Annotated in this window: 18 protein-coding genes; 5 read left to right on the top strand and 13 right to left on the bottom strand. The window is 64.4% G+C overall.

Annotation, left to right across the window (positions count from 1 at the left end; genetic code table 11):
* Positions 1 to 116 precede the first annotated feature (116 nt).
* Positions 117 to 2339, top strand: coding sequence for an AMP-binding protein (locus BLS48_RS09795; RefSeq protein WP_091577171.1), 2223 nt, complete (start codon positions 117 to 119; stop codon positions 2337 to 2339).
* A 27-nt stretch (positions 2340 to 2366) separates the two neighbouring features.
* Here BLS48_RS09795 and BLS48_RS09790 read toward each other — a convergent pair whose 3' ends face one another.
* The gene (locus BLS48_RS09790; RefSeq protein WP_091577169.1) at positions 2367 to 3185 is read right to left on the bottom strand and encodes a CDP-alcohol phosphatidyltransferase family protein; all 819 of its coding nucleotides are present in this window, start codon (positions 3183 to 3185) and stop codon (positions 2367 to 2369) included.
* A 3-nt stretch (positions 3186 to 3188) separates the two neighbouring features.
* Complete coding sequence (locus BLS48_RS09785) at positions 3189 to 3887, bottom strand: phosphatidylserine decarboxylase (RefSeq protein WP_091577167.1); 699 nt, start codon at positions 3885 to 3887, stop codon at positions 3189 to 3191.
* Between the two features lie 337 nt (positions 3888 to 4224).
* On the opposite strand from BLS48_RS09785, the gene BLS48_RS09780 reads away from it, so the two are divergent.
* Positions 4225 to 5091: an SMP-30/gluconolactonase/LRE family protein gene (locus BLS48_RS09780; protein ID WP_091577166.1), complete on the top strand. Its 867-nt coding sequence runs from the start codon at positions 4225 to 4227 to the stop codon at positions 5089 to 5091.
* Here the strand turns inward: BLS48_RS09780 and BLS48_RS09775 are convergent.
* The 4 genes from BLS48_RS09775 to BLS48_RS09760 all read right to left on the bottom strand — a co-directional run bounded on the left by BLS48_RS09775 (position 5088) and on the right by BLS48_RS09760 (position 9468).
* Entirely contained in the window at positions 5088 to 5435 is a 348-nt protein-coding gene (locus BLS48_RS09775) for an antibiotic biosynthesis monooxygenase family protein (protein WP_091577164.1), read from the bottom strand. The two genes, BLS48_RS09780 and BLS48_RS09775, sit on opposite strands and share 4 nt — an antisense overlap.
* A 109-nt stretch (positions 5436 to 5544) precedes the next feature.
* Positions 5545 to 7425: an ABCB family ABC transporter ATP-binding protein/permease gene (locus tag BLS48_RS09770; protein ID WP_091577162.1), complete on the bottom strand. Its 1881-nt coding sequence runs from the start codon at positions 7423 to 7425 to the stop codon at positions 5545 to 5547.
* Positions 7426 to 7448: 23 nt separating this feature from the next.
* On the bottom strand, positions 7449 to 7796 hold the full coding sequence (locus BLS48_RS09765; RefSeq protein WP_091577161.1) for an ArsR/SmtB family transcription factor: 348 nt from the start codon (positions 7794 to 7796) through the stop codon (positions 7449 to 7451).
* A gap of 142 nt (positions 7797 to 7938) precedes the next feature.
* Complete coding sequence (locus BLS48_RS09760; RefSeq protein WP_091577159.1) at positions 7939 to 9468, bottom strand: LysM peptidoglycan-binding domain-containing protein; 1530 nt, start codon at positions 9466 to 9468, stop codon at positions 7939 to 7941.
* Positions 9469 to 9582: 114 nt separating this feature from the next.
* Here BLS48_RS09760 and BLS48_RS09755 point away from each other — a divergent pair, with 114 nt between their 5' ends.
* A complete protein-coding gene (locus BLS48_RS09755) occupies positions 9583 to 10194 on the top strand; it encodes an LOG family protein (protein WP_091577158.1) in 612 nt (203 codons plus the stop codon).
* On the opposite strand, the gene BLS48_RS09750 is transcribed toward BLS48_RS09755, so the two are convergent.
* Positions 10191 to 11102 carry a LysR substrate-binding domain-containing protein gene (locus BLS48_RS09750; protein WP_091577157.1) on the bottom strand — a complete coding sequence of 304 codons (912 nt, stop codon included), beginning with the start codon at positions 11100 to 11102 and terminating at the stop codon, positions 10191 to 10193. The genes BLS48_RS09755 and BLS48_RS09750 overlap by 4 nt on opposite strands.
* Positions 11103 to 11212: 110 nt before the next feature.
* Between BLS48_RS09750 and BLS48_RS09745 the strand changes: the two genes are divergently transcribed.
* Both BLS48_RS09745 and BLS48_RS09740 read left to right on the top strand, forming a co-directional pair.
* Positions 11213 to 11503 carry a hypothetical protein gene (locus BLS48_RS09745; protein WP_091577156.1) on the top strand — a complete coding sequence of 97 codons (291 nt, stop codon included), beginning with the start codon at positions 11213 to 11215 and terminating at the stop codon, positions 11501 to 11503.
* Between the two features lie 173 nt (positions 11504 to 11676).
* Positions 11677 to 12672, top strand: coding sequence for a transporter (locus tag BLS48_RS09740; protein WP_091577154.1), 996 nt, complete (start codon positions 11677 to 11679; stop codon positions 12670 to 12672).
* Between the two features lie 3 nt (positions 12673 to 12675).
* Here BLS48_RS09740 and BLS48_RS09735 read toward each other — a convergent pair whose 3' ends face one another.
* The 6 genes from BLS48_RS09735 to BLS48_RS09710 form a co-directional block, all read right to left on the bottom strand.
* Positions 12676 to 13359: a glutathione S-transferase family protein gene (locus BLS48_RS09735; protein ID WP_091577152.1), complete on the bottom strand. Its 684-nt coding sequence runs from the start codon at positions 13357 to 13359 to the stop codon at positions 12676 to 12678.
* Positions 13360 to 13368: 9 nt separating this feature from the next.
* Complete coding sequence (gene rarD, locus BLS48_RS09730; RefSeq protein WP_091577151.1) at positions 13369 to 14286, bottom strand: EamA family transporter RarD; 918 nt, start codon at positions 14284 to 14286, stop codon at positions 13369 to 13371.
* Between the two features lie 83 nt (positions 14287 to 14369).
* A complete protein-coding gene (gene cimA / locus BLS48_RS09725) occupies positions 14370 to 15992 on the bottom strand; it encodes a citramalate synthase (RefSeq protein ID WP_208604603.1) in 1623 nt (540 codons plus the stop codon).
* Positions 15989 to 16945, bottom strand: a complete 957-nt coding sequence (pip, locus tag BLS48_RS09720; protein WP_091577147.1) for a prolyl aminopeptidase — start codon at positions 16943 to 16945, stop codon at positions 15989 to 15991. The genes cimA and pip overlap by 4 nt, the downstream gene beginning before the upstream one ends.
* Positions 16942 to 17418, bottom strand: a complete 477-nt coding sequence (locus BLS48_RS09715; RefSeq protein ID WP_091577566.1) for a GFA family protein — start codon at positions 17416 to 17418, stop codon at positions 16942 to 16944. The genes pip and BLS48_RS09715 overlap by 4 nt, the downstream gene beginning before the upstream one ends.
* A complete protein-coding gene (locus BLS48_RS09710) occupies positions 17415 to 17906 on the bottom strand; it encodes a GFA family protein (RefSeq protein ID WP_091577146.1) in 492 nt (163 codons plus the stop codon). Before BLS48_RS09710 ends, BLS48_RS09715 begins: the two co-directional genes overlap by 4 nt.
* Positions 17907 to 17909 lie beyond the last annotated feature (3 nt).

Here is a 17909-nt window from a genome sequence, read left to right as displayed (position 1 = left end):
CTCCCTCATGGGAGAAGGAAAAAGCTTCGCATTGACCTTGCTCCCACATCGTCTAGGTTCTGGCCGAAGCGGCCGCGAAAGAGCCGCGATGCTAAGATCGTTGGGAGAGATGCGGCATGATCCTGACACTGGCGCTGCTCGCGGGTCTCGTTTTGGCCTGGCTGCTGATCGGCGTGGTGGAAAAGCTCCGCCTCGGCCTGCGCTTCACCCAGGCGCTGCTCTATGTGCCGTTCAAGCTCGCCTACCGGATCGCCGACGACCGCATCGGGATCGCCCGCAAGGCGCAGGTCCCTGTGATCTACGTCATCTCGCATCAATCGCGCTTCGAGCCGGCGCTGATGCTGTCGCTGCTGCCGGACGACACGCTGCACATCCTCGATGAGGTCTCGGCGCGGTCGCCTTGGCTCGAACCCTGGCGCGAGCTTGGCCGCACTATCGCCTTCAATGCCGAACATGTCTTCGTCAGCCGCCGCCTGGTGCGGGTACTGAAGGGCAAGGGCCGGCTCGCCGTCTACCTGCCGGATGCGGTCGAGCCTGACGTCAAGACATTCCGGCTATTTCGCGCGGTCACCCGCATCGCCATGCAGGCCGACGCACGCATCGTGCCGATCTTCGTCGCCGGCGCGCGCAGCCTGCCGGTTTCGCTGACGCCGGCGGACAAGGCACCGCGGCACTGGTTTCCGCGGCTGTCGATCAGCGTGCTCGAGCCAATGACCATCGCCGAACTGGCGGCACGCAACCCGGACCAGACTTCGAACACCAACGCGCTGTTCGACCGTATCGCCGAGGCCCGGCTTTTCGGCACTGACCTCGATCGTGGCCTGTTTCTGGCCATGCGCGATGCCGCCGACCGTGTGGGCGCCTCACATCCGATCATCGAGGACATCATCTCGGGCGTGCTGAGCTACCGCAAGATGTTCATCGGCGCACGGGTGCTGGGCAAACGCTTCGAGGCGGTCACGGCGGCAGGCGAAGCGGTCGGGCTGATGCTGCCCAACGCCAATGGCGTCGTGCTGTCGCTTACCGGCCTTCTGTCGGCAGGCCGGTTGGCGGCGATGATCAATTACACGGCCGGACCGGCCAGCGTCACCGCCGCCGTGCGCACAACGATGATCCGTACCGTCATCTCCTCCCGTGCCTTCGTCGAGAAGGCAGGCCTCGCCGATATCGTCGCGGCGGCCGAAAAGGGTGGCGCCACATTCGTATGGCTGGAGGATGTGCGCAAAAGCGTCACCGCGCTGGACAAGCTTGCAGCCGCTTTGCTGTGGCGCAGGCCGCTGCAGCGGCAGGATGCGGCCAAGCCGGCGCTGATCCTGTTCACATCCGGGTCAGAAGGCACACCGAAAGCGGTGGTGCTGTCGCACAGGAACCTGCTCGCGAACGCCATGCAGGCCGAGGCCCGCATCACCATCTCGCCGTCCGACATCCTGCTCAACGTGCTGCCGGTGTTCCACTCTTTCGGCATGACGGGTGGCACCATCCTGCCTTTGGTCACCGGCGTAAAACTGTTCCTCTACCCTTCGCCGCTGCACTACAAGATCATCCCCGAGATCGCACGCAAGGTGAAACCGACCATCATGTTCGGCACCGACACCTTCCTCGCCAACTACGCGCGCACCGCCAAGGACGGCGACTTTTCCAGCCTGCGTTTCATCGTCGCCGGCGCCGAAGCGGTGAAGCCGGAAACCCGCCGCGTCTATCGCGAGCGCTTCCAGGCCGAGATCATCGAAGGTTTCGGGCTGACCGAAGCCGCACCCGTGGTTGCCGTCAACACCGCGATCCATGGCCGCGACGGCACGGTCGGGCGGCTGTTGCCCGCCATGCGCATGAAGCTGGAGCCTGTCGAAGGCATCAGCGACGCCGGCCAATTGTGGCTCGACGGACCGAACCTGATGATGGGTTACATGACCGCGAACCGCGCCGGTGAGTTGCAGCCATTGACCGGCTGGCTTGACACCGGCGACATCGTAGCCGTCGACCGCGAGGGCTTCATCACCATTCGCGGCCGGGCCAAACGCTTCGCCAAGATCGCTGGCGAGATGGTGTCGCTGGGTGCGGTCGAGATGCTGGTACAGTCGCTGTGGCCGGAGGAGCGCCATGCGGCGGTGGCGGTGCCGGACAAGAGGCGCGGCGAGCGCATTGTGCTGGTCACCACCGCCGACGATGCCAATCCAGACGAGTTGCGCAAGTTCGGCAAACAGGCGGGTGCCGCCGAACTGATGGTGCCGAACGACATCATCAAGGTGGAGGAAATCCCGGTGCTGGGATCCGGCAAGACTGACTATGTCTCGACCCGCAAGCTGGCGATCGACAGGCTGGGGCTGAGCGCGGCAGCCTGAATCCAGTCAAATACTTCGCCGCCGTTCTTAACCTATGTCCGAAGGCGGCACCTTCTCGCCCTCCAGCTTGGCGCGCTTCGAATAGGCGCGCACACTGAACGGCAGGAAGATCAGGTATCCGGCGACCGAGGCGGTCAGCGTGTACCAGGGATAGGTCATCAGAAGCAGGATGTAGAGGACGACACCAAGGATGATCGGCAACACCCTGTCGCCCGGGATTCTCAGGCTCTTGCCGGAATAGACCGGCAGTCGGCTGACCAGCAGGAAGGCGACCAGGATGGTGAAGCCGGTGGCGACGAAGGCCGCTGGACGACTGGGCTCCAGCCCTGTGCGCAGGAAATAGAGATAGAGCGGCAGCATCACCAGCACGGCGCCCGCCGGCGCCGGCACCCCGACGAAATATTCCGACTGCCATAGAGGGCGATCGGCCTTCTCGTCGTCGAGCACGTTGAAACGGGCGAGCCGCAGCCCGCAAGCGATCGCAAACAAAAGCGCCGCAATCCACCCCGGCGAGCCGGCGCGGTCGAGTAGGAAGGCATAGAGCACCAGAGCCGGCGCAACGCCGAAATTGACGATGTCGGCCAGCGAATCCATCTGAGCGCCGAATTTGGAGGTCGCTTTCAGCATCCGCGCCAGGCGGCCGTCAATGCCGTCGAGGAAGGCAGCCAGCAGCACCATCACCACCGCCGGCTCGAAGCGGCCTTCGAAGCCGAAGCGGATGCCGGACAGGCCGGCGCAGATGGCAAGCACGGTGACGAGGTTGGGCAACACCATGCGCATCGGAATCTCGCGGATGCGCGGACCGCCGCTGGCATGGGCCTCGAACTTCTTGTATTGCGTGCCCACGGCTCAAGAAATCCGCACGAGGGGGGTGCCGGCGACACCGCCGAATTCGGCCAGCACGGTTTCGCCGCCGACGGCCGTCTGGCCAACGGCGACGCGCGGCGTAGCGGCCAAGGGCAGGAACACGTCGACGCGCGAGCCGAAGCGGATCAGGCCGAAACGCTCGCCGATGGCGATCGTGCCGCCGGCCTCTGCCCAGCAGACGATGCGGCGCGCCACCAGGCCGGCGATCTGAACCGCGGCGACCGTGCCGTTGGGGCTCTCGATGACCAGGCCGTTGCGCTCGTTCTCGGTGCTCGCCTTGTCGAGTTCGGCGTTCAGGAACTTTCCCGGCCGATGCTCGATCTTGGCGATGCGGCCGCGCACCGGGGCGCGGTTCACATGGCAGGAAAAGACGTTCATGAACACCGAGATACGGGTCATCTCGACATTGCCGAGGCCGAGTTCGCGCGGCGGCACGGCCGGTCCGACCGCCGAGATGATGCCATCGGCGGGGCTGACCACCAGGCGGTCATCGACCGGGGTGACGCGCTCGGGATCGCGGAAGAAATAGACGCACCAGGCCGTCAGGATAAGGCCGATCCAGAACAGGACCGAGGAGAAATAGCCGAGGAAAAGCGTTGCCGCGCCAAAGGCCGCGATGAAGGGATAGCCTTCGCGATGGATCGGTACGAACGCGTTCTTGACCGTATCGACAAGGCTCATCGGGTATAAACGGGCTCCGTTTCAAGTCCGGCCTCAATAGCCCAAAGCCCCCTTCGCCGCAACGCAACAATGGGCAAGGCCGCATTGGCCGCAACTGGCAGGAGCAGTTATGTGCTGCGGCACGTACGATATTGGCGGTACGGTCACGACCCGCAGGACCCGCGACTTGTCGATACCGACTACAACGAACAAGCCAACGTCATGCTGGCCGACGCCTCCTGAACGAAAAGCTACAAAGCGGCTGTCGGAACGAAGACCCCTCGTCCGTCCTTGGTGAGACAGCGTCTTTCATGGACCTTTCGGCCACCGTGACGCGCGCAACAAGGAGTTCCCGTAAATGCAGACACAATCGGCCACCCCACCGCGTCTCGTTACTGCCGGCCTCGCCTTCGGGGAATCGCCGCGCTGGCATGACGGGCGCCTGTGGGTCTGCAACTGGGGCACCGGCGAGATCGTCGCTGTCGATGCCCGAGGCAAGAGCGAGGTCATGCTCACCGTGCCGGCTGTCCTGCCCTATTCCATCGACTGGCTGCCGGATGGCCGCCTGCTCGTCGTATCAGGCCGCGAAGGCTTGCTGCTGCGGCAGGAAGCCGATGGAAGGCTCGTCACCCACGCTGATTTGCGTCCTCTGTCGAAAAGCCCGTGGAATGAGATCGTCGTCGACGGACGCGGCAACATCTATGTCAATGGCGGCGGGCCGGCACCGGCGCCCGGGCAGCATTTCGGCCCCGGCACCATCGTGCTGATTGCGCCCGACGGCGCGATCCGGCAAGTGGCCGAGGACATCGCTTTTGCCAATGGCATGGCGGTGACCCCGGACAACAAGACGCTGATCGTCGCCGAATCCCATGCCAGCCGGCTGACCGCCTTCGACATCGTCGCCGACGGCAGCCTCGCCAACCGGCGGATCTGGGCCGATCTCGACGGCTTTCCTGATGGCATCTGCCTCGATGCCGAGGGCGCAGCCTGGTATGCGGATGTGCCCAACAAGCACTGCTTGAGGGTGCGCGAAGGCGGTAAGGTGCTGCATGCGGTCGGTGTCGATCGCGGTTGCTTTGCCTGCATGCTGGGTGGCACCGACAGGCAAACGCTGTTCATCGTCGCCGCCGAATGGCGTGGCTTCGAGCACATGATCAGCGATGCCCGCACCGGCCAGGTGCTCAGCGCAGACGCGCCGGCCCCTGGCGTTGGCTGGCCCGGTTAGAGCCCTGGAATCCGCTGATAGTTGGCAATGTCGGCCCGCACTCCGAGCCGGGCGATCGTCTCCTGCGGGTTGAAGGCGACGCGCTCGTGCGCGGCCTTGACGATCGGCACCACCTTGTCGACGGCCGCCTGGCTTTCCCATTCGACGATCGTCACAAGGTTGAACTCGCCCGGGCCAGAGAATTGCTCGAGCAGGAAATCCTGCACGAACCCTTGCTGCACGCGCAGCAATTCATGCGTTGCCCTGACCTTGGCGAGTATCTCTTCGCGGGCGGCGGCGGGCACGACGAACTTGTCCACCCTGAACACGCTGCCGCCGTCAACGTTCTGATTTATCTTGCTCATATCGATTGTTCCGTTCTTGAACTGTGCTTCTTGCCGGGCTCCAAGAACGACCTACAATCTCAACTTAAGTTGAGGTCAAGCGGAAAAATCAGTTTGCCACGCTGAGCCTTCAATTCACCTCGGACGTGCGGCGACGAACGATGACGCCAAGCTCGTCGCCCTCGCGGGCGATGCGCAGCCGCTCCTCGGCCTCGGTCGCCTCGCGCTGGCGGTCCCACATCGAGGCATAGAGACCATGCCTGCGCATCAGCTCGGCATGGGTGCCGCGCTCGGCAATCTGGCCATCCTGCAGCACGATGATCTCGTCGGCGGAAATCACCGTCGACAGCCGGTGGGCGATGACGATGGTGGTGCGACCGCGGCTGACCAGATCGAGCGCGGCCTGGATCTCCTGCTCGGTGTGGCTGTCCAGGGCCGACGTCGCTTCGTCGAGCATCAGGATCGGTGGCGCCTTCAGGATGGTGCGGGCGATTGCCACGCGCTGTTTCTCGCCGCCAGAGAGCTTCAACCCACGTTCGCCGACCATCGACTTGTAGCCATCAGGCAGCCGCTCGATGAACGGGCCGATCTGGGCGAGTTCGGCCGCCTTGCGCATATCCTCCTCGCTGGCGCCGATGCGGCCATAGCGGATGTTGTAGGCGATGGTGTCATTGAACAGCACGGTGTCCTGCGGCACCATGCCGATCGCTCCGCGCAGGCTTTCCTGCGTCACGTCCCTGATATCCTGACCGTCGATCAGCACCTGGCCGCCCTGGACGTCGTAGAAGCGGAACAGAAGCCGCGAGATGGTCGACTTGCCGGCGCCCGACGGCCCGACAATGGCGACCGTCTTGCCGGCCGGCACCTTGAAGCTGATGCCCTTCAGGATCTTGCGGTTCGGGTCATAGGAGAAATGCACGTCGCGGAACTCGACCGTGCCGGCGCTGACGGCCAATGGTTTGGCATCCGGTCTGTCGACGATCTCCTGCGGCACATCGAGCAGGTCGAACATCTGTTCGATGTCGGTCAACCCCTGGCGGATTTCGCGATAGATGAAGCCGATGAAGTTGAGCGGCACCGACAGCTGCATCAGCATGGCGTTGATGAAGACGAAGTCGCCGACCGTCTGGGTGCCGGCCTGCACCTCCAGCGCCGACATGCACATGACGATGACGGTGCCGGCGCCGAAGATGATGCCCTGGCCGAAGTTCAGCCAGCCGAGCGAGGTCCAGATCCTGGTCGCGGCAATCTCGTAGCGCGCCATCGAGCGGTCGAAGCGCTCGGCTTCCATGCCTTCGTTGTTGAAGTATTTGACCGTCTCGTAGTTGAGCAACGAGTCGATCGCCTTGGTGTTGGCGTCGGTGTCGCTGTCGTTCATGTCGCGGCGGATCGAGATGCGCCAGTCGCTGGCGCGCACCGTGAACCAGACATAGACCCAGACGGTGACTGCGACCACGACGACATATTTCCAGCCATAGGTGTAGGCGAAGATGCCGGTGGTCAGCGCGAATTCGAGGATGGTCGGCGCCGTGTTGAGCATGATGAAGCGCACGATCGTCTCGATGCCCTTGGTGCCGCGCTCGATGATGCGCGACAGGCCACCGGTGCGGCGCTCCAGGTGAAAGCGCAGCGACAGTTGATGCATGTGGACGAAGGTGCGGAAGGCGAGCTGGCGCACCGCGTACTGGCCGACGCGGGCAAATAGCGCGTCACGCAGCTGGTTGAAGCCAAGCTGCACCAGGCGCACGACATTGTAGGCGACGACCAGCATCACCGGCGCCAGCAGGAAGGAAGGCAGCGGCGGCACCGATTTGGCATCGCCGGCAAGCGCGTCGGTCGCCCATTTGAAGAAGTAGGGGCCGGCGACGAGCGTCAGCTTGGCGACGACCAGCAACAGCGTCGCCCAGGTCACCCGCGCCCTCAGATCGGCGCGGTCCGCCGGCCACATGTAAGGCCACAGGTTGAGCAGCGTCTTGAAGGTCGAGGAGTCGGAGACGGTTTTTTCGGCCATTTCTTGTGCCTTCTTCTTATCTTTTAGCGGCCGGAGCAGCAGGACGTGACGAGCGCGCTCAGCGATGAGGACACATCGGCGAGCGCGACGCGGTCGACCGCGTAGCGCGAGCGCTGGCGGTCGGGCTCGAAGCGGACCAAGCCGGCCTCGACAAGGATTTTCAGATGCTGGGAAACCGTGGACTGAGCCAGGTCGAGACGGTCGACGACCTCGCGACAGCAGCAGGAGTTGCTGGCCGACAGATGTTTGAGGATCTCGATGCGTGCCGGGTGCGAAAGTGCTGCCAGCCGGGTGGCGATAGCGCGGCTATCCACGGCGGGGCTTTCCGGCGCGTGGCAGCTACCGCCTGCTTCAACGAGGGATTCGGTCATCGTCCATCGGCGATAAACGATGACTAGTCCCACGGCAAGCTGCCCGTATGGGCAGCGGCCGAGGAGATTGGTACACCGCATGTGGTTGCGGCAAGAACCGCAGCCCCTCGGAGCGAGCCCGAGAAGCTACTTGCTCAATGCATCAGTTTGTCTTGGCTGGCGCGGTCGTTGCCTGCTCGCCCATCGCCTTGAGGTCGGCGGCTTCGCCTTCCTTCGACTTTTCCGGCACCTTGAACACCTGCCCCGGCCAGATGCGGTCGGGATTGCTGATCTGGTCCTGGTTGGCGAGGTAGATGGTCGAGTAGCGCACGCCATGGCCGTAGACGCGTCGCGAAATCCGCCACAGCGTGTCGTGGCGGCGGATGATGACGGCGCCGTCGGCATGTTCGAGCTTGGGCGCCACGGTCTCGGGTACGTCGCTTGGCGGCGTGGCCGCCGCGACGACGGCAGGCGCTTCGGCGGCGGGAGCCGGCGTTGCTGGTGCGGGCTCGGCCGGAGCAGCCGCGACAACAGCAGGCGCTGCACCGGCCGGCGCGGCAGGCGCTTCGGCGGCAGCTGGAGCCGCCGGCGTTGCTTCGGCGGGCTTGGGCTCCGCAGGCGCCACGGCGGCGATCGCTTCACCCGGCTCGCGCTCGAACGGTACGGCGGCGCGAGCTACCACCTTCACGCCGTCGGCGTCGAGACCGTCGACATGGATGGTGTAGCTGCCGACCGGAATGTCGCGCGTCGCCTCGACGAGGAAGTGACCGTCCGGCGACGTCTGCGCATCACCGAGCAGGATATCGTTGGCATAGGCCCGCACCTTGCGACCGGCATCCGCGAGACCGGCAACAAAGATCTTGTTGCCGTCGATCTCGACCGCCTCGACGACGATCTTGGGCTCGGCAACCGGTGCGGCAGGCGGCGTTGCCGGTGCCGCCGGAGCAGGTGCTGCGTCCACGACGGCCGGCGTCGCCGGGCCGGCAGGTGCCGGGGCTGCAGCCGCTGGCGCTTCGGTTGCCGGAGCGGCAGCCTGGTCGCCGGCGGCTGGTGCGGCCGGCTTTGTCTCGGGCGCCGGAACCGTGAGCAGTTCGGCCGGCTTGCCCGGCTCCTCGACCATGGCCAACACCTGGCCGGCCGCATTCGCGGGAACCGAGACGACAGCGGTCTGCGCCGAGGCGGTCACGACATCGCCAGTGGTCGAACGCAGCGCAATTGTGTAGTCGCCGGGCTTCAGCGGATCGTCGAGCACGATGACAAAGGCGCCATCGGGACCGGCGAGCGTCGAACCGAGCACGGTCGTGCCGTTGAGGATCTCGACCTTTGAGTTGGGCGCCGCATTGCCGGCGACGACGATCGAGCCGTTGCTCTCGACACGCACGACATCGAACGTCGGTGCGACCGGACCAGTCGTGGCGGGCGCAGCTGGGGCCGCCGCCTCCGTTGCCGGTGCGGCCGGAGCCGTCGCCTGGGGCGCCGCGGCGGGAGCGGCCGGCACCGACGCTGGCGGCAGCCGCGCTTCCGTGCCGGGATCAGCCGGTTTCGGCGCCGCGGGCGGCGTCAGCGCCGCCACTTCGGCCGGCGGCGTGCGATTGAGATACGGGTCGAGTGCGCCCGATACATAGGCGGTTCCTACGGCCGCGACGGTCCCACCCGCCGCGAACAAGAACGCCTTCAATGGATTAATTGCCATATTTCCCTACCCCTTAGCCACCTAATGCCGGTCTAACCTGTTTTGCATAGGCCGACAAGAAAAAGCCCGCCCTGGGCTTGACCACGCTTTCAGACACAATCACCAATCATCGGCATGAACACGATTCGATCCGTCTGCGTCTACTGCGGCTCGTCTCCGGGCCGCGATGAAATCTACGCCAAGGCCGGACACCTGCTCGGGCGCTCGATTGCGCGAGCCGGCCTCAGGCTGATCTATGGCGGCGGCACCAAAGGCATCATGGGCGCCGTCGCCGAAGGCGCGCTCAAGGCCGGCGGCAAGGTGACGGGCATCATTCCGCGCTTCCTGATCAACAGGGAAGCAACCGAAAGCGCGCTTGATCGGCTCGATGAACTCGTGATCACCGACAACATGCACCAGCGCAAACACAGAATGTTCGAGAAATCCGACGCCTTTGTGGCGCTGCCGGGCGGCATCGGCACGGTCGAGGAGATCGTCGAGATCATGACTTGGGCGCAGCTTGGCCATCATCGCAAACCGATCGTCTTCGGCAATGTCGGGGGATTCTGGGATCCGATGCTGGCTTTGCTCGACCACATGACTTCCGAGGGCTTTATCCATACCGCACAGCGGGTCAAGCCGCTGGTGGTCGATGACCCCGAGGCGATCGTCGCCGCCATCATGGTGGCCGGCTCGTCTGTCGACGCGCCGACCGAGGGCATGCAGTCGGTGATCGACAAGCTCTAAGCCGGATCTGGCTGCGGGGCTCGATTGTCTGCTGCTTGCCGCCGCAAGCCGGCGATCGCCGCGCGGCGGTCATGGCGCCGCCAGGCGAGATGGATCGAAACCGTGCGTTCGAACCATGGCAGGTCGCGAAACACGATCCGTGGCGGTGCGGCGGCACGCAGGCTGGACTGCACCGTTGCCAGGCCAAGGCCGGCGCTGACCAGGCCGAGCGAAGTCAGCGGGTCCGCTGTCTCATAGGCGATGTCGGGGAGAAAGCCGGCCTTGGCGCAGGCTGCGAGGAACTGGCCACGGTTGGTATCGTCGGGCTGGCGCACGACGGTGATCCAGGTGCGGCCGTCGAGGTGGTGCGGCCTGATGTCCGACAACAAGGCAAGCGGATCATCCTCGGGGATGGCCAGCACCAGCGGCTCACGCCGCAGGGCCATGGCCGTGATATCCGGATCATCGTCAGCGGGCGGCGAGTAGACAAAGCCCAGGTCCAGCGACCGCTGCCGCAGCCCCTCCAACTGCGCCGCCGAACGCAGGCTGCGCAGCTGGAGATGAAAATCCGGCCGGTCGCGACGGAACTGGCGCAGCATCCCGGCGACAAGCCCGGCATGCACGGCCCCTTCGACATAGCCGATGGCGAGACGGCCGACGGCGCCGCTGGCCAGGTCGCGACCGAACTCCTCCAGCCGTCGCGCATTGGACAAGAGCGCGCGGGCCTCAGCGAGGAAGGCGCGGCCCTCGGCGTTGAGATGGACCCGTTGCTTCGCCCTTTCAAACAGAGCGACGCCGAGCTGCTCCTCGAGCTGCATGATCTGCCGGCTGAGCGGCGATTGCGAAATATGGAGGATTTCAGCGGCGCGACCGACATTGCCGGTTTCGGCGACGGTGACGAAATAGCGGAGCTGCCGCAAGTCGAACATTTTCTCTCCGAGGGTTCAGCCCTGTGAGGTCTCAATTTTATCCTAATCAGTCTTGGACAGTCTGACCAGCCAAAAGCGATAGTCGGCCACCTCAACAAAAGGAGACCGCCATGCAGTTCTTTGCCCTTCTCACCCGCAACACCGACAAGTACAGCGACGCCGATTTCGCACCGCTCCTGCCTGGCGAAGCCGAACAGCGTCGCACGCTCTACGCCGAAGGCGCGGTGCGCCAGGTGTGGAATCGCGGCGACATTCCCGGCAGCGGCATGATGTTCGAGGCCGGCAGCGATGCCGACGTGCGCGGCCACCTCGGCACTCTGCCGCTGGTCAAGGCCGGCATGATGGACATTGCCGCGATCGTGCCGCTCAACCCCTATCCAGGCTTCGGCCCGAAGCGCTGAGCGACAAAAAGGCGAGTGGCGGCGCATGGCGGCGCCACTCGCATGCTGTTCGACTGACTGTGATCGGCTGTCAAGAAACCGTCACACGAAACCGGCTTCACCCGTGCTAGAAATCGCGGTCAGGCGGTCGCCATGCGGCGCCATGTTCGAAACCTGCATCTGGCACGGCGCCCATGAACATTGCTCTCGCCCCGGAAGGCACCGACCTTTCGCCTTACCTGCCCGACGAGCATGGGTTGTTCTTCATCTACCATTTCACCGCCGAAGGCGTGCGAACCAAGGACCCCGCGCAGGCGCGATGGACATGGCGCAGTTATCAGATCACCGACTTGCACGCCCGTCAGGAGATCGGCGCCGAAAAGGCTATGCCGAGGCCGGTGCGCGAGGCAATCCTTGCCCCCAGTCATGGCTGCCACATCGACTACGAGGACGGCTGGCTCTATGGCGATCTGCCGGACCTCAGGCACGATTTTTCGGAGGCGCGCGGGCTCGTTCATTTCCGCTTCGCCTTCAACGGTACGATGCTGATCGGCGCCCGCAAACAGCCGCTGGAGTCGGTCGACGCCGTCCGCAAGGCGGTGGAGAATGGGTCGCGGAAATTCCGCTCGCCGGCGGAACTGATCGAGGCGGTCACGGGCCAGTCGCTTGACGGCATGTCGAGCGAGCTCGGCAAGCTCGGCGACATGCTCGACGGCATCGAGGACCGCGTCGTGCGCGATGCATGGCACAATGAGCGGCAAGCGCTGGTCGAGGCACGCCGACAGTTGGTGGTGATCCATCGGCAGATGGCGACACTCACGAACCTGTTTCGCCATCTCGACCATTCGCATCGCGACGAGTTGCCTGACCTGATCAGCGACATGGCGGCCAGGCTCTCGCACCGGGCGCATACTCTCTATCATGACGGCGAGCAGTTGCAGGCGCGCACAAGGCTGTTGCAGGACGAGCTGATGGCCAAGCTGACCATGCAGTCGAACCAGTTGCTCTATGTTCTCTCTGTCATGACTGCCGTGCTGCTGCCGATGACCATCATTTCCGGCCTGTTCGGCATGAATGTCGGCGGGTTGCCGCTTGTCGATACGCCAATGGGTTTCTGGGTGGTGACGGCAATATCACTTGTTATCGCTGCCATGACCTACCTGTTCGTCCGGCGCCTCGGCCGGCTGTAGCAGTCAAACCGCGCGAAGGTCCTCGACGATGGTGCCCGCCGCCGCGACTTCCGCTTCGTGGTCGGGCTCACGCCAAGTCTCTGCAAGGCCTGCAGCGTACCATTCGCGCATCGCCGGCAAGGCAAGCAATCGCTCCGGATAGGCGGCGGCAGCTCCCTCGAAAGAGAGCCCATAGGACTGGGCCCGAAACGCCACCGGGGCAAAGAAGGCATCGACGGCGGTGAAATGAGCGCCAGCGAGAAACGGTCCACCGAAACGGCCAAGCCCGTCGTTCCACAAATCGCCGAGGCGAAAGAGGTCCTGCTTCAGCGCATCGGACATCGGGAACGGTTTGACGCGCAGGCCGCAACTCATCGGACAGGCGCCGCGCAACACGGTGAAACTCGAATGCATTTCGGCGGCGGCCGAGCGCGCCCAGGCGCGCGCCTTGGCCTCGACGGGCCACACACCATGATGGCGCTCCGCCAGATATTCGGCGATGGCAAGCGAATCCCAGACCGCCCAGCCATCGTCGATCAGGCACGGCACCCGGCCGCTGGGCGAGAAAGCCCGGTAGAGATCCCAGCTCGATCCGGTCGGAAACGGCACCAGCCGCTCCTCGAACGGAATATCGAGCTCTCGCATCAAGACCCAGGGCCGCAGCGACCACGAGGAATAATTCTTGTTCGCGATATGCAGGAGGTACATCGAAAATCCTTACCGGGCAGCCGCCCTGCGCGCTGTCGTCATCATCGACCAGGAATAGATCGCCAGTGCCGCCCAGATCAGCGAAAAGGCGACGGCCTGGGTGGTGCCGAACGGCTCATCGAAGATCAGCACGGCAATCAGGAACACCATGGTTGGTGCGATGTATTGCATGATGCCGATGGTCGAGAGGCGCAGCAGCTTGGCGCCGAAGGCGAACAACAACAGTGGTATCGACGTGACCGGGCCACAGCCGATCAGCAGGGCGGTATCGGTGCCGTTGCTGGAGACGAAATGATCCTGCCCGGAGGCGATCAGGTACCCGATATAGCCAAGTGCCGGTACCGAAAGCAAAAGCACTTCGAGCAGAAAACCCTGGCTCGGGCCGATCGGCAGCGTCTTGCGGAAGAAGCCGTAGGCGGCAAAGGAAAACGCCAGCGCCAGCGACACCCAAGGCAGCTTGCCGCCCTCGATCGTCAGCACCGTGACTGCGACCGCCGCAAGCGCGACTGCCGCGATTTGCAACCGGTTGAGCCGTTCGCCCAGCAGCACAGCTCCGACCACGACCACCACCAGCGGGTTGATATAGTAGCCGAGCGCGGTCTCGACGGTGCGGTCGACGGAGATCGCCCAGACATAGATGCCCCAGTTGACCGAGATCAGCGCCGCGGTCAGCGCCGCCATCGCAATGGTGCGCGGTGAGCGAATTGCCGCCTTGAAGTCCGCCGTGCGCCCAGCCCAGACCAGAACGGCAGCAGCGATCGGCACTGACCAGACGATGCGATGGGCGATCACTTCGATAAGTGGCAGGTGCGCCACCGCCTTCATGTAGAAGGGCAGCGTGCCCCACAGGAGATAGGCGCCCAGCGCCAGCAGGAAGCCGCGATGGGCCTTGGCGTCCGCGTCGAGGTGAGCTGTTTCGGTGACCATGGCCCAAGGCTATGGCCCAGCCGCCTTGGCAAGACCATCGCAAACTTCTGATGGATCAATGGACTTTCGCTGATGGTTCAACCCTACTCCGCCGCCACCAACCCAGCCATTTCGCGGTTCTTCATCAGTTTGTAGACGATGGAGTCCATCAGCGCCTGGAACGAGGCGTCGATGATGTTCTCGGAAACGCCGACCGTCCACCAGCGCGCGCCGGTGCCGTCATGCGATTCGATCAGCACGCGGGTGATCGCCTCGGTGCCGCCATTGAGGATACGCACCTTGAAGTCGGCGAGTTCGAGATCGGCGATCTCGCTCTGGTACTTGCCGAGGTCCTTGCGCAGTGCGATGTCGAGTGCGTTGACCGGGCCATGCCCCTCGGCAACCGACATCTTCTCCTCGCCCTCGACCAGCACTTTCACGATCGCTTCTGACACCGTCTTCAGCTGGCCGTTGGCGTCGAAGCGGCGCTCGACCATGCAGCGGAATGACGTGACATGGAAGAATTCCGGCAGGCCGTGCAGCATCTTGCGCGCCAGGAGTTCGAAGGAAGCATCCGCACCCTCATAGGCATAGCCTTCGGCCTCGCGCTCCTTGACGACCGCGATCAATGCGTCAAGCCGATGATCGTCCCTCGGCACGTCGATGCCGCGCCGCTTCAGCTCGGCGAGAAAATTGGCCTTGCCGCCCTGGTCGGAGACCATGACGCGGCGGCGATTGCCAACCGTTTCCGGGGGCACGTGCTCATAGGTCGCCGGCTCCTTGGCCAGCGCCGAGGCATGGATGCCGGCCTTGGTGGCGAAGGCCGAGGCGCCGACATAGGGGGCCTGCGCCTCAGGGGCGCGGTTCAGCAGTTCATCGAAGGCGCGCGACAGGCGCGAAACGCCGGTCAGCGCCTCGGCCGAAATGCCCGTCTCGAAACGATCCGCAAAAGCCGGCTTCAGCGCCAGTGTCGGTACGATCGAGATCAGATTGGCATTGCCGCAGCGCTCGCCGATGCCGTTCAGCGTGCCCTGGATCTGGCGCACACCGGCCTCGACCGCAGCCAGCGAATTTGCGACTGCCTGGCCGGTGTCGTCATGGGCATGAATGCCGAGATTGCGGCCGGGAATGCCGGACGCGATGACCCTCTCGACGATGGCGCGGACTTCCGACGGCTGCGTACCGCCATTGGTGTCGCAAAGCACCACCCAACGCGCGCCGGCATCATAGGCGGTCTTGGCGCAGGCCAGCGCGTAGTCTGGATTGGCCTTGAAGCCGTCGAAGAAATGCTCGCAGTCGACCAATGCCTCCTTGCCGGAAGCAATCGCTGCTTCGACGGAGGCCTTGATGGCGTCTAGGTTTTCCTCGTTGGTGCAACCGAGCGCGACGCGGACATGGTAGTCCCAGCTCTTGGCGACGAAGCAAATGGCATCCGACTTCGACTGCACGAGCGCTGCCAGGCCGGGATCGTTGGAGGCCGACACCCCTGCCCGCTTGGTCATGCCGAAGGCAACGAACTTGGCGCGCGCCGTGCGCTTCTGCTGGAAGAAGGCGGTATCGGTCGGGTTGGCGCCGGGATAGCCGCCCTCGACATAGTCGATGCCGAATTCGTCGAGCAGCCTGGCGATGGCGATCTTGTCCTCGACTGAAAAATCGATGCCCGGCGTCTGCTGGCCATCGCGCAAAGTCGTGTCGAAGAGATAAAGGCGCTCGCGGGTCATGGTCATTTGCCCGCAAACTTGTCCGTCGCCCGGATCAGCCGGTCGAGGATGCCCGGCTCCGAATAGGCGTGACCGGCACCTTCGATCAGGTGGAAGTCAGCCTTCGGCCAGGCCTTGTGCAGCGCCCAGGCATAGCGCGCCGGACATGGCATGTCGTAGCGGCCATGGACGATGGTGCCGGGAATATCCCCAAGCTTGTGTGCATCGCGCAGCAGCTGCCCTTCTTCCAGCCAGCCGGCATGGACGAAATAATGGTTCTCGATGCGGGCAAAGGCGATGGCATAGTCGTCCTCACCGAACGGACCGCTGGTTTCAGGCTCCGGCAACAGCGTGATCGTCTCGCCTTCCCACAAGCTCCAGGCGCGGGCAGCCTCGATCTGCGCCTTGCGATCTGTGCCGACCAGCCGCTTGCGGTAGGCGGCCATCATGTCGCCGCGCTCGGCTTGCGGGATCGGTGCCAGAAACCGCTCCCATTTGTCCGGGAACATTTCCGAGACGCCGAACTGATAATACCACTCGAGTTCGGCACGCGTCAGCGTGTAGATGCCGCGCACCACCAGTTCGCTGACGCGATCTGGGTGGGTTTCGGCATAGGCCAGCGCCAGCGTCGAGCCCCAGGAGCCGCCGAACACCAGCCATTTGTCGAAGCCGGCCATCTCGCGCAAGCGCTCGATGTCGGCGACGAGATGCCAGGTCGTATTGGCCTCGAGCGATGCATTGGGCGTCGATTTCCCGCAGCCGCGCTGGTCGAACAGGATGACGTCGTAGAGCTTCGGGTCGAACAGCCGCCGGTGTTTTGGCGAAATGGTGCCGCCCGGCCCGCCATGCAGGAACACCGCCGGCTTGGCGCCCTTGGTGCCGGAACGCTCCCAGTAGACCTGATGGCCGTCGCCGACATCGAGCATGCCGGAATCGAAGGCCTCGATCTCGGGATAGAGAGTACGCAATCGACTGCTCATAGTTGCAAACCCTTGGTCGGCCAGTCCGCGGTTTCATGGTCGGGGTGCTGGAAGGAGATGATCTGCTCCTGCCGGGCGTAATAATCAGGATCCTGGTGGACGGGCTGATCGAAGATCGTCTCCACCCAAGGCAGTCGCGCGGCGTAGTTGACCTGGATCCGTGGAGCGAGATCGGAGCGGTCATCGAACGCGCCGATGGCGATCTCGAGCCCGCCGGGCTGCCGGTAGGTCAGCGGCGTACCGCAGCGGGCGCAGAAGCCACGATCAATGTTGACCGAGGACTGGAAATAGCTCGGCTCTTCATGGGTCCATTCGACGCCATCCTTGGGCACGGTCACCAGCGCACCGAAGAACGAGCCGAACTGCTTCTGGCACATGCGGCAATGGCAGATCGAGGGACGGCCTAGCGCCCCGCGAATGCGGAAACGCACGGCACCGCACTGGCAGCCGCCGGTTCGAGCTTGATCGGTCATGGTCTTTCCTCCGGCGGCCATTGGTCGGTGTCGTAGTCGGGATGCTGGTATGAGACGAGTTCGGCGAGGTACGGCGCCGATCCGATATCGGCCATCGTGTCCTCGGACGGCAGTTTGGGAATGCCGTCGACGTAAGGAAGCTTGGCCTCGACGCCCCACTGGATCGTCGGCGCGATGCCTGACGGATCGTCAAAGGCTGCAATCGCAAGCGCCATGCCGTCCGGCGCCTCGAAGGTCAGCGGCGTGCCGCATTCGGCGCAGAAGCCGCGCCAGACGGCATTGGAGGAGCGGAAGCGTTTTGGCTCGCCACGCGTCCAGTCGAGCGTGGCGCCGCGCACCGAAACCAGCGGCAGATAGAAATTACCGCTCGCCTTCTGGCACATGCGGCAATGGCAGATCGAAGCATCGCCAAGCGCGCCCTCGACGCGGAAGCGCACCGCACCACACTGGCAGCCACCCGTGTAGACCGGCCGGTTGTCGAGGCTCATGAC

It is taken from the genome of Mesorhizobium qingshengii, from assembly GCF_900103325.1.
In the GTDB taxonomy this organism is placed as follows: domain Bacteria; phylum Pseudomonadota; class Alphaproteobacteria; order Rhizobiales; family Rhizobiaceae; genus Mesorhizobium; species Mesorhizobium qingshengii.
Note: the sequence above shows the minus strand (reverse complement) of the source record. Positions and strands in the feature narration are given on the sequence as shown.

What these genes read in the sequence shown, in the direction of transcription:
- BLS48_RS09795 (WP_091577171.1), top strand. Translation starts at nt 117, where the DNA reads ATGATCCTGACACTGGCGCTGCTCGCGGGTCTCGTTTTGGCCTGGCTG.
- BLS48_RS09785 (WP_091577167.1), bottom strand. Translation starts at nt 3,887, where the DNA reads ATGAGCCTTGTCGATACGGTCAAGAACGCGTTCGTACCGATCCATCGC.
- BLS48_RS09780 (WP_091577166.1), top strand. Translation starts at nt 4,225, where the DNA reads ATGCAGACACAATCGGCCACCCCACCGCGTCTCGTTACTGCCGGCCTC.
- BLS48_RS09775 (WP_091577164.1), bottom strand. Translation starts at nt 5,435, where the DNA reads ATGAGCAAGATAAATCAGAACGTTGACGGCGGCAGCGTGTTCAGGGTG.
- BLS48_RS09770 (WP_091577162.1), bottom strand. Translation starts at nt 7,425, where the DNA reads ATGGCCGAAAAAACCGTCTCCGACTCCTCGACCTTCAAGACGCTGCTC.
- BLS48_RS09765 (WP_091577161.1), bottom strand. Translation starts at nt 7,796, where the DNA reads ATGACCGAATCCCTCGTTGAAGCAGGCGGTAGCTGCCACGCGCCGGAA.
- BLS48_RS09760 (WP_091577159.1), bottom strand. Translation starts at nt 9,468, where the DNA reads ATGGCAATTAATCCATTGAAGGCGTTCTTGTTCGCGGCGGGTGGGACC.
- BLS48_RS09755 (WP_091577158.1), top strand. Translation starts at nt 9,583, where the DNA reads ATGAACACGATTCGATCCGTCTGCGTCTACTGCGGCTCGTCTCCGGGC.
- BLS48_RS09750 (WP_091577157.1), bottom strand. Translation starts at nt 11,102, where the DNA reads ATGTTCGACTTGCGGCAGCTCCGCTATTTCGTCACCGTCGCCGAAACC.
- BLS48_RS09745 (WP_091577156.1), top strand. Translation starts at nt 11,213, where the DNA reads ATGCAGTTCTTTGCCCTTCTCACCCGCAACACCGACAAGTACAGCGAC.
- BLS48_RS09740 (WP_091577154.1), top strand. Translation starts at nt 11,677, where the DNA reads ATGAACATTGCTCTCGCCCCGGAAGGCACCGACCTTTCGCCTTACCTG.
- BLS48_RS09735 (WP_091577152.1), bottom strand. Translation starts at nt 13,359, where the DNA reads ATGTACCTCCTGCATATCGCGAACAAGAATTATTCCTCGTGGTCGCTG.
- rarD (WP_091577151.1), bottom strand. Translation starts at nt 14,286, where the DNA reads ATGGTCACCGAAACAGCTCACCTCGACGCGGACGCCAAGGCCCATCGC.
- cimA (WP_208604603.1), bottom strand. Translation starts at nt 15,992, where the DNA reads ATGACCATGACCCGCGAGCGCCTTTATCTCTTCGACACGACTTTGCGC.
- pip (WP_091577147.1), bottom strand. Translation starts at nt 16,945, where the DNA reads ATGAGCAGTCGATTGCGTACTCTCTATCCCGAGATCGAGGCCTTCGAT.
- BLS48_RS09715 (WP_091577566.1), bottom strand. Translation starts at nt 17,418, where the DNA reads ATGACCGATCAAGCTCGAACCGGCGGCTGCCAGTGCGGTGCCGTGCGT.
- BLS48_RS09710 (WP_091577146.1), bottom strand. Translation starts at nt 17,906, where the DNA reads ATGAGCCTCGACAACCGGCCGGTCTACACGGGTGGCTGCCAGTGTGGT.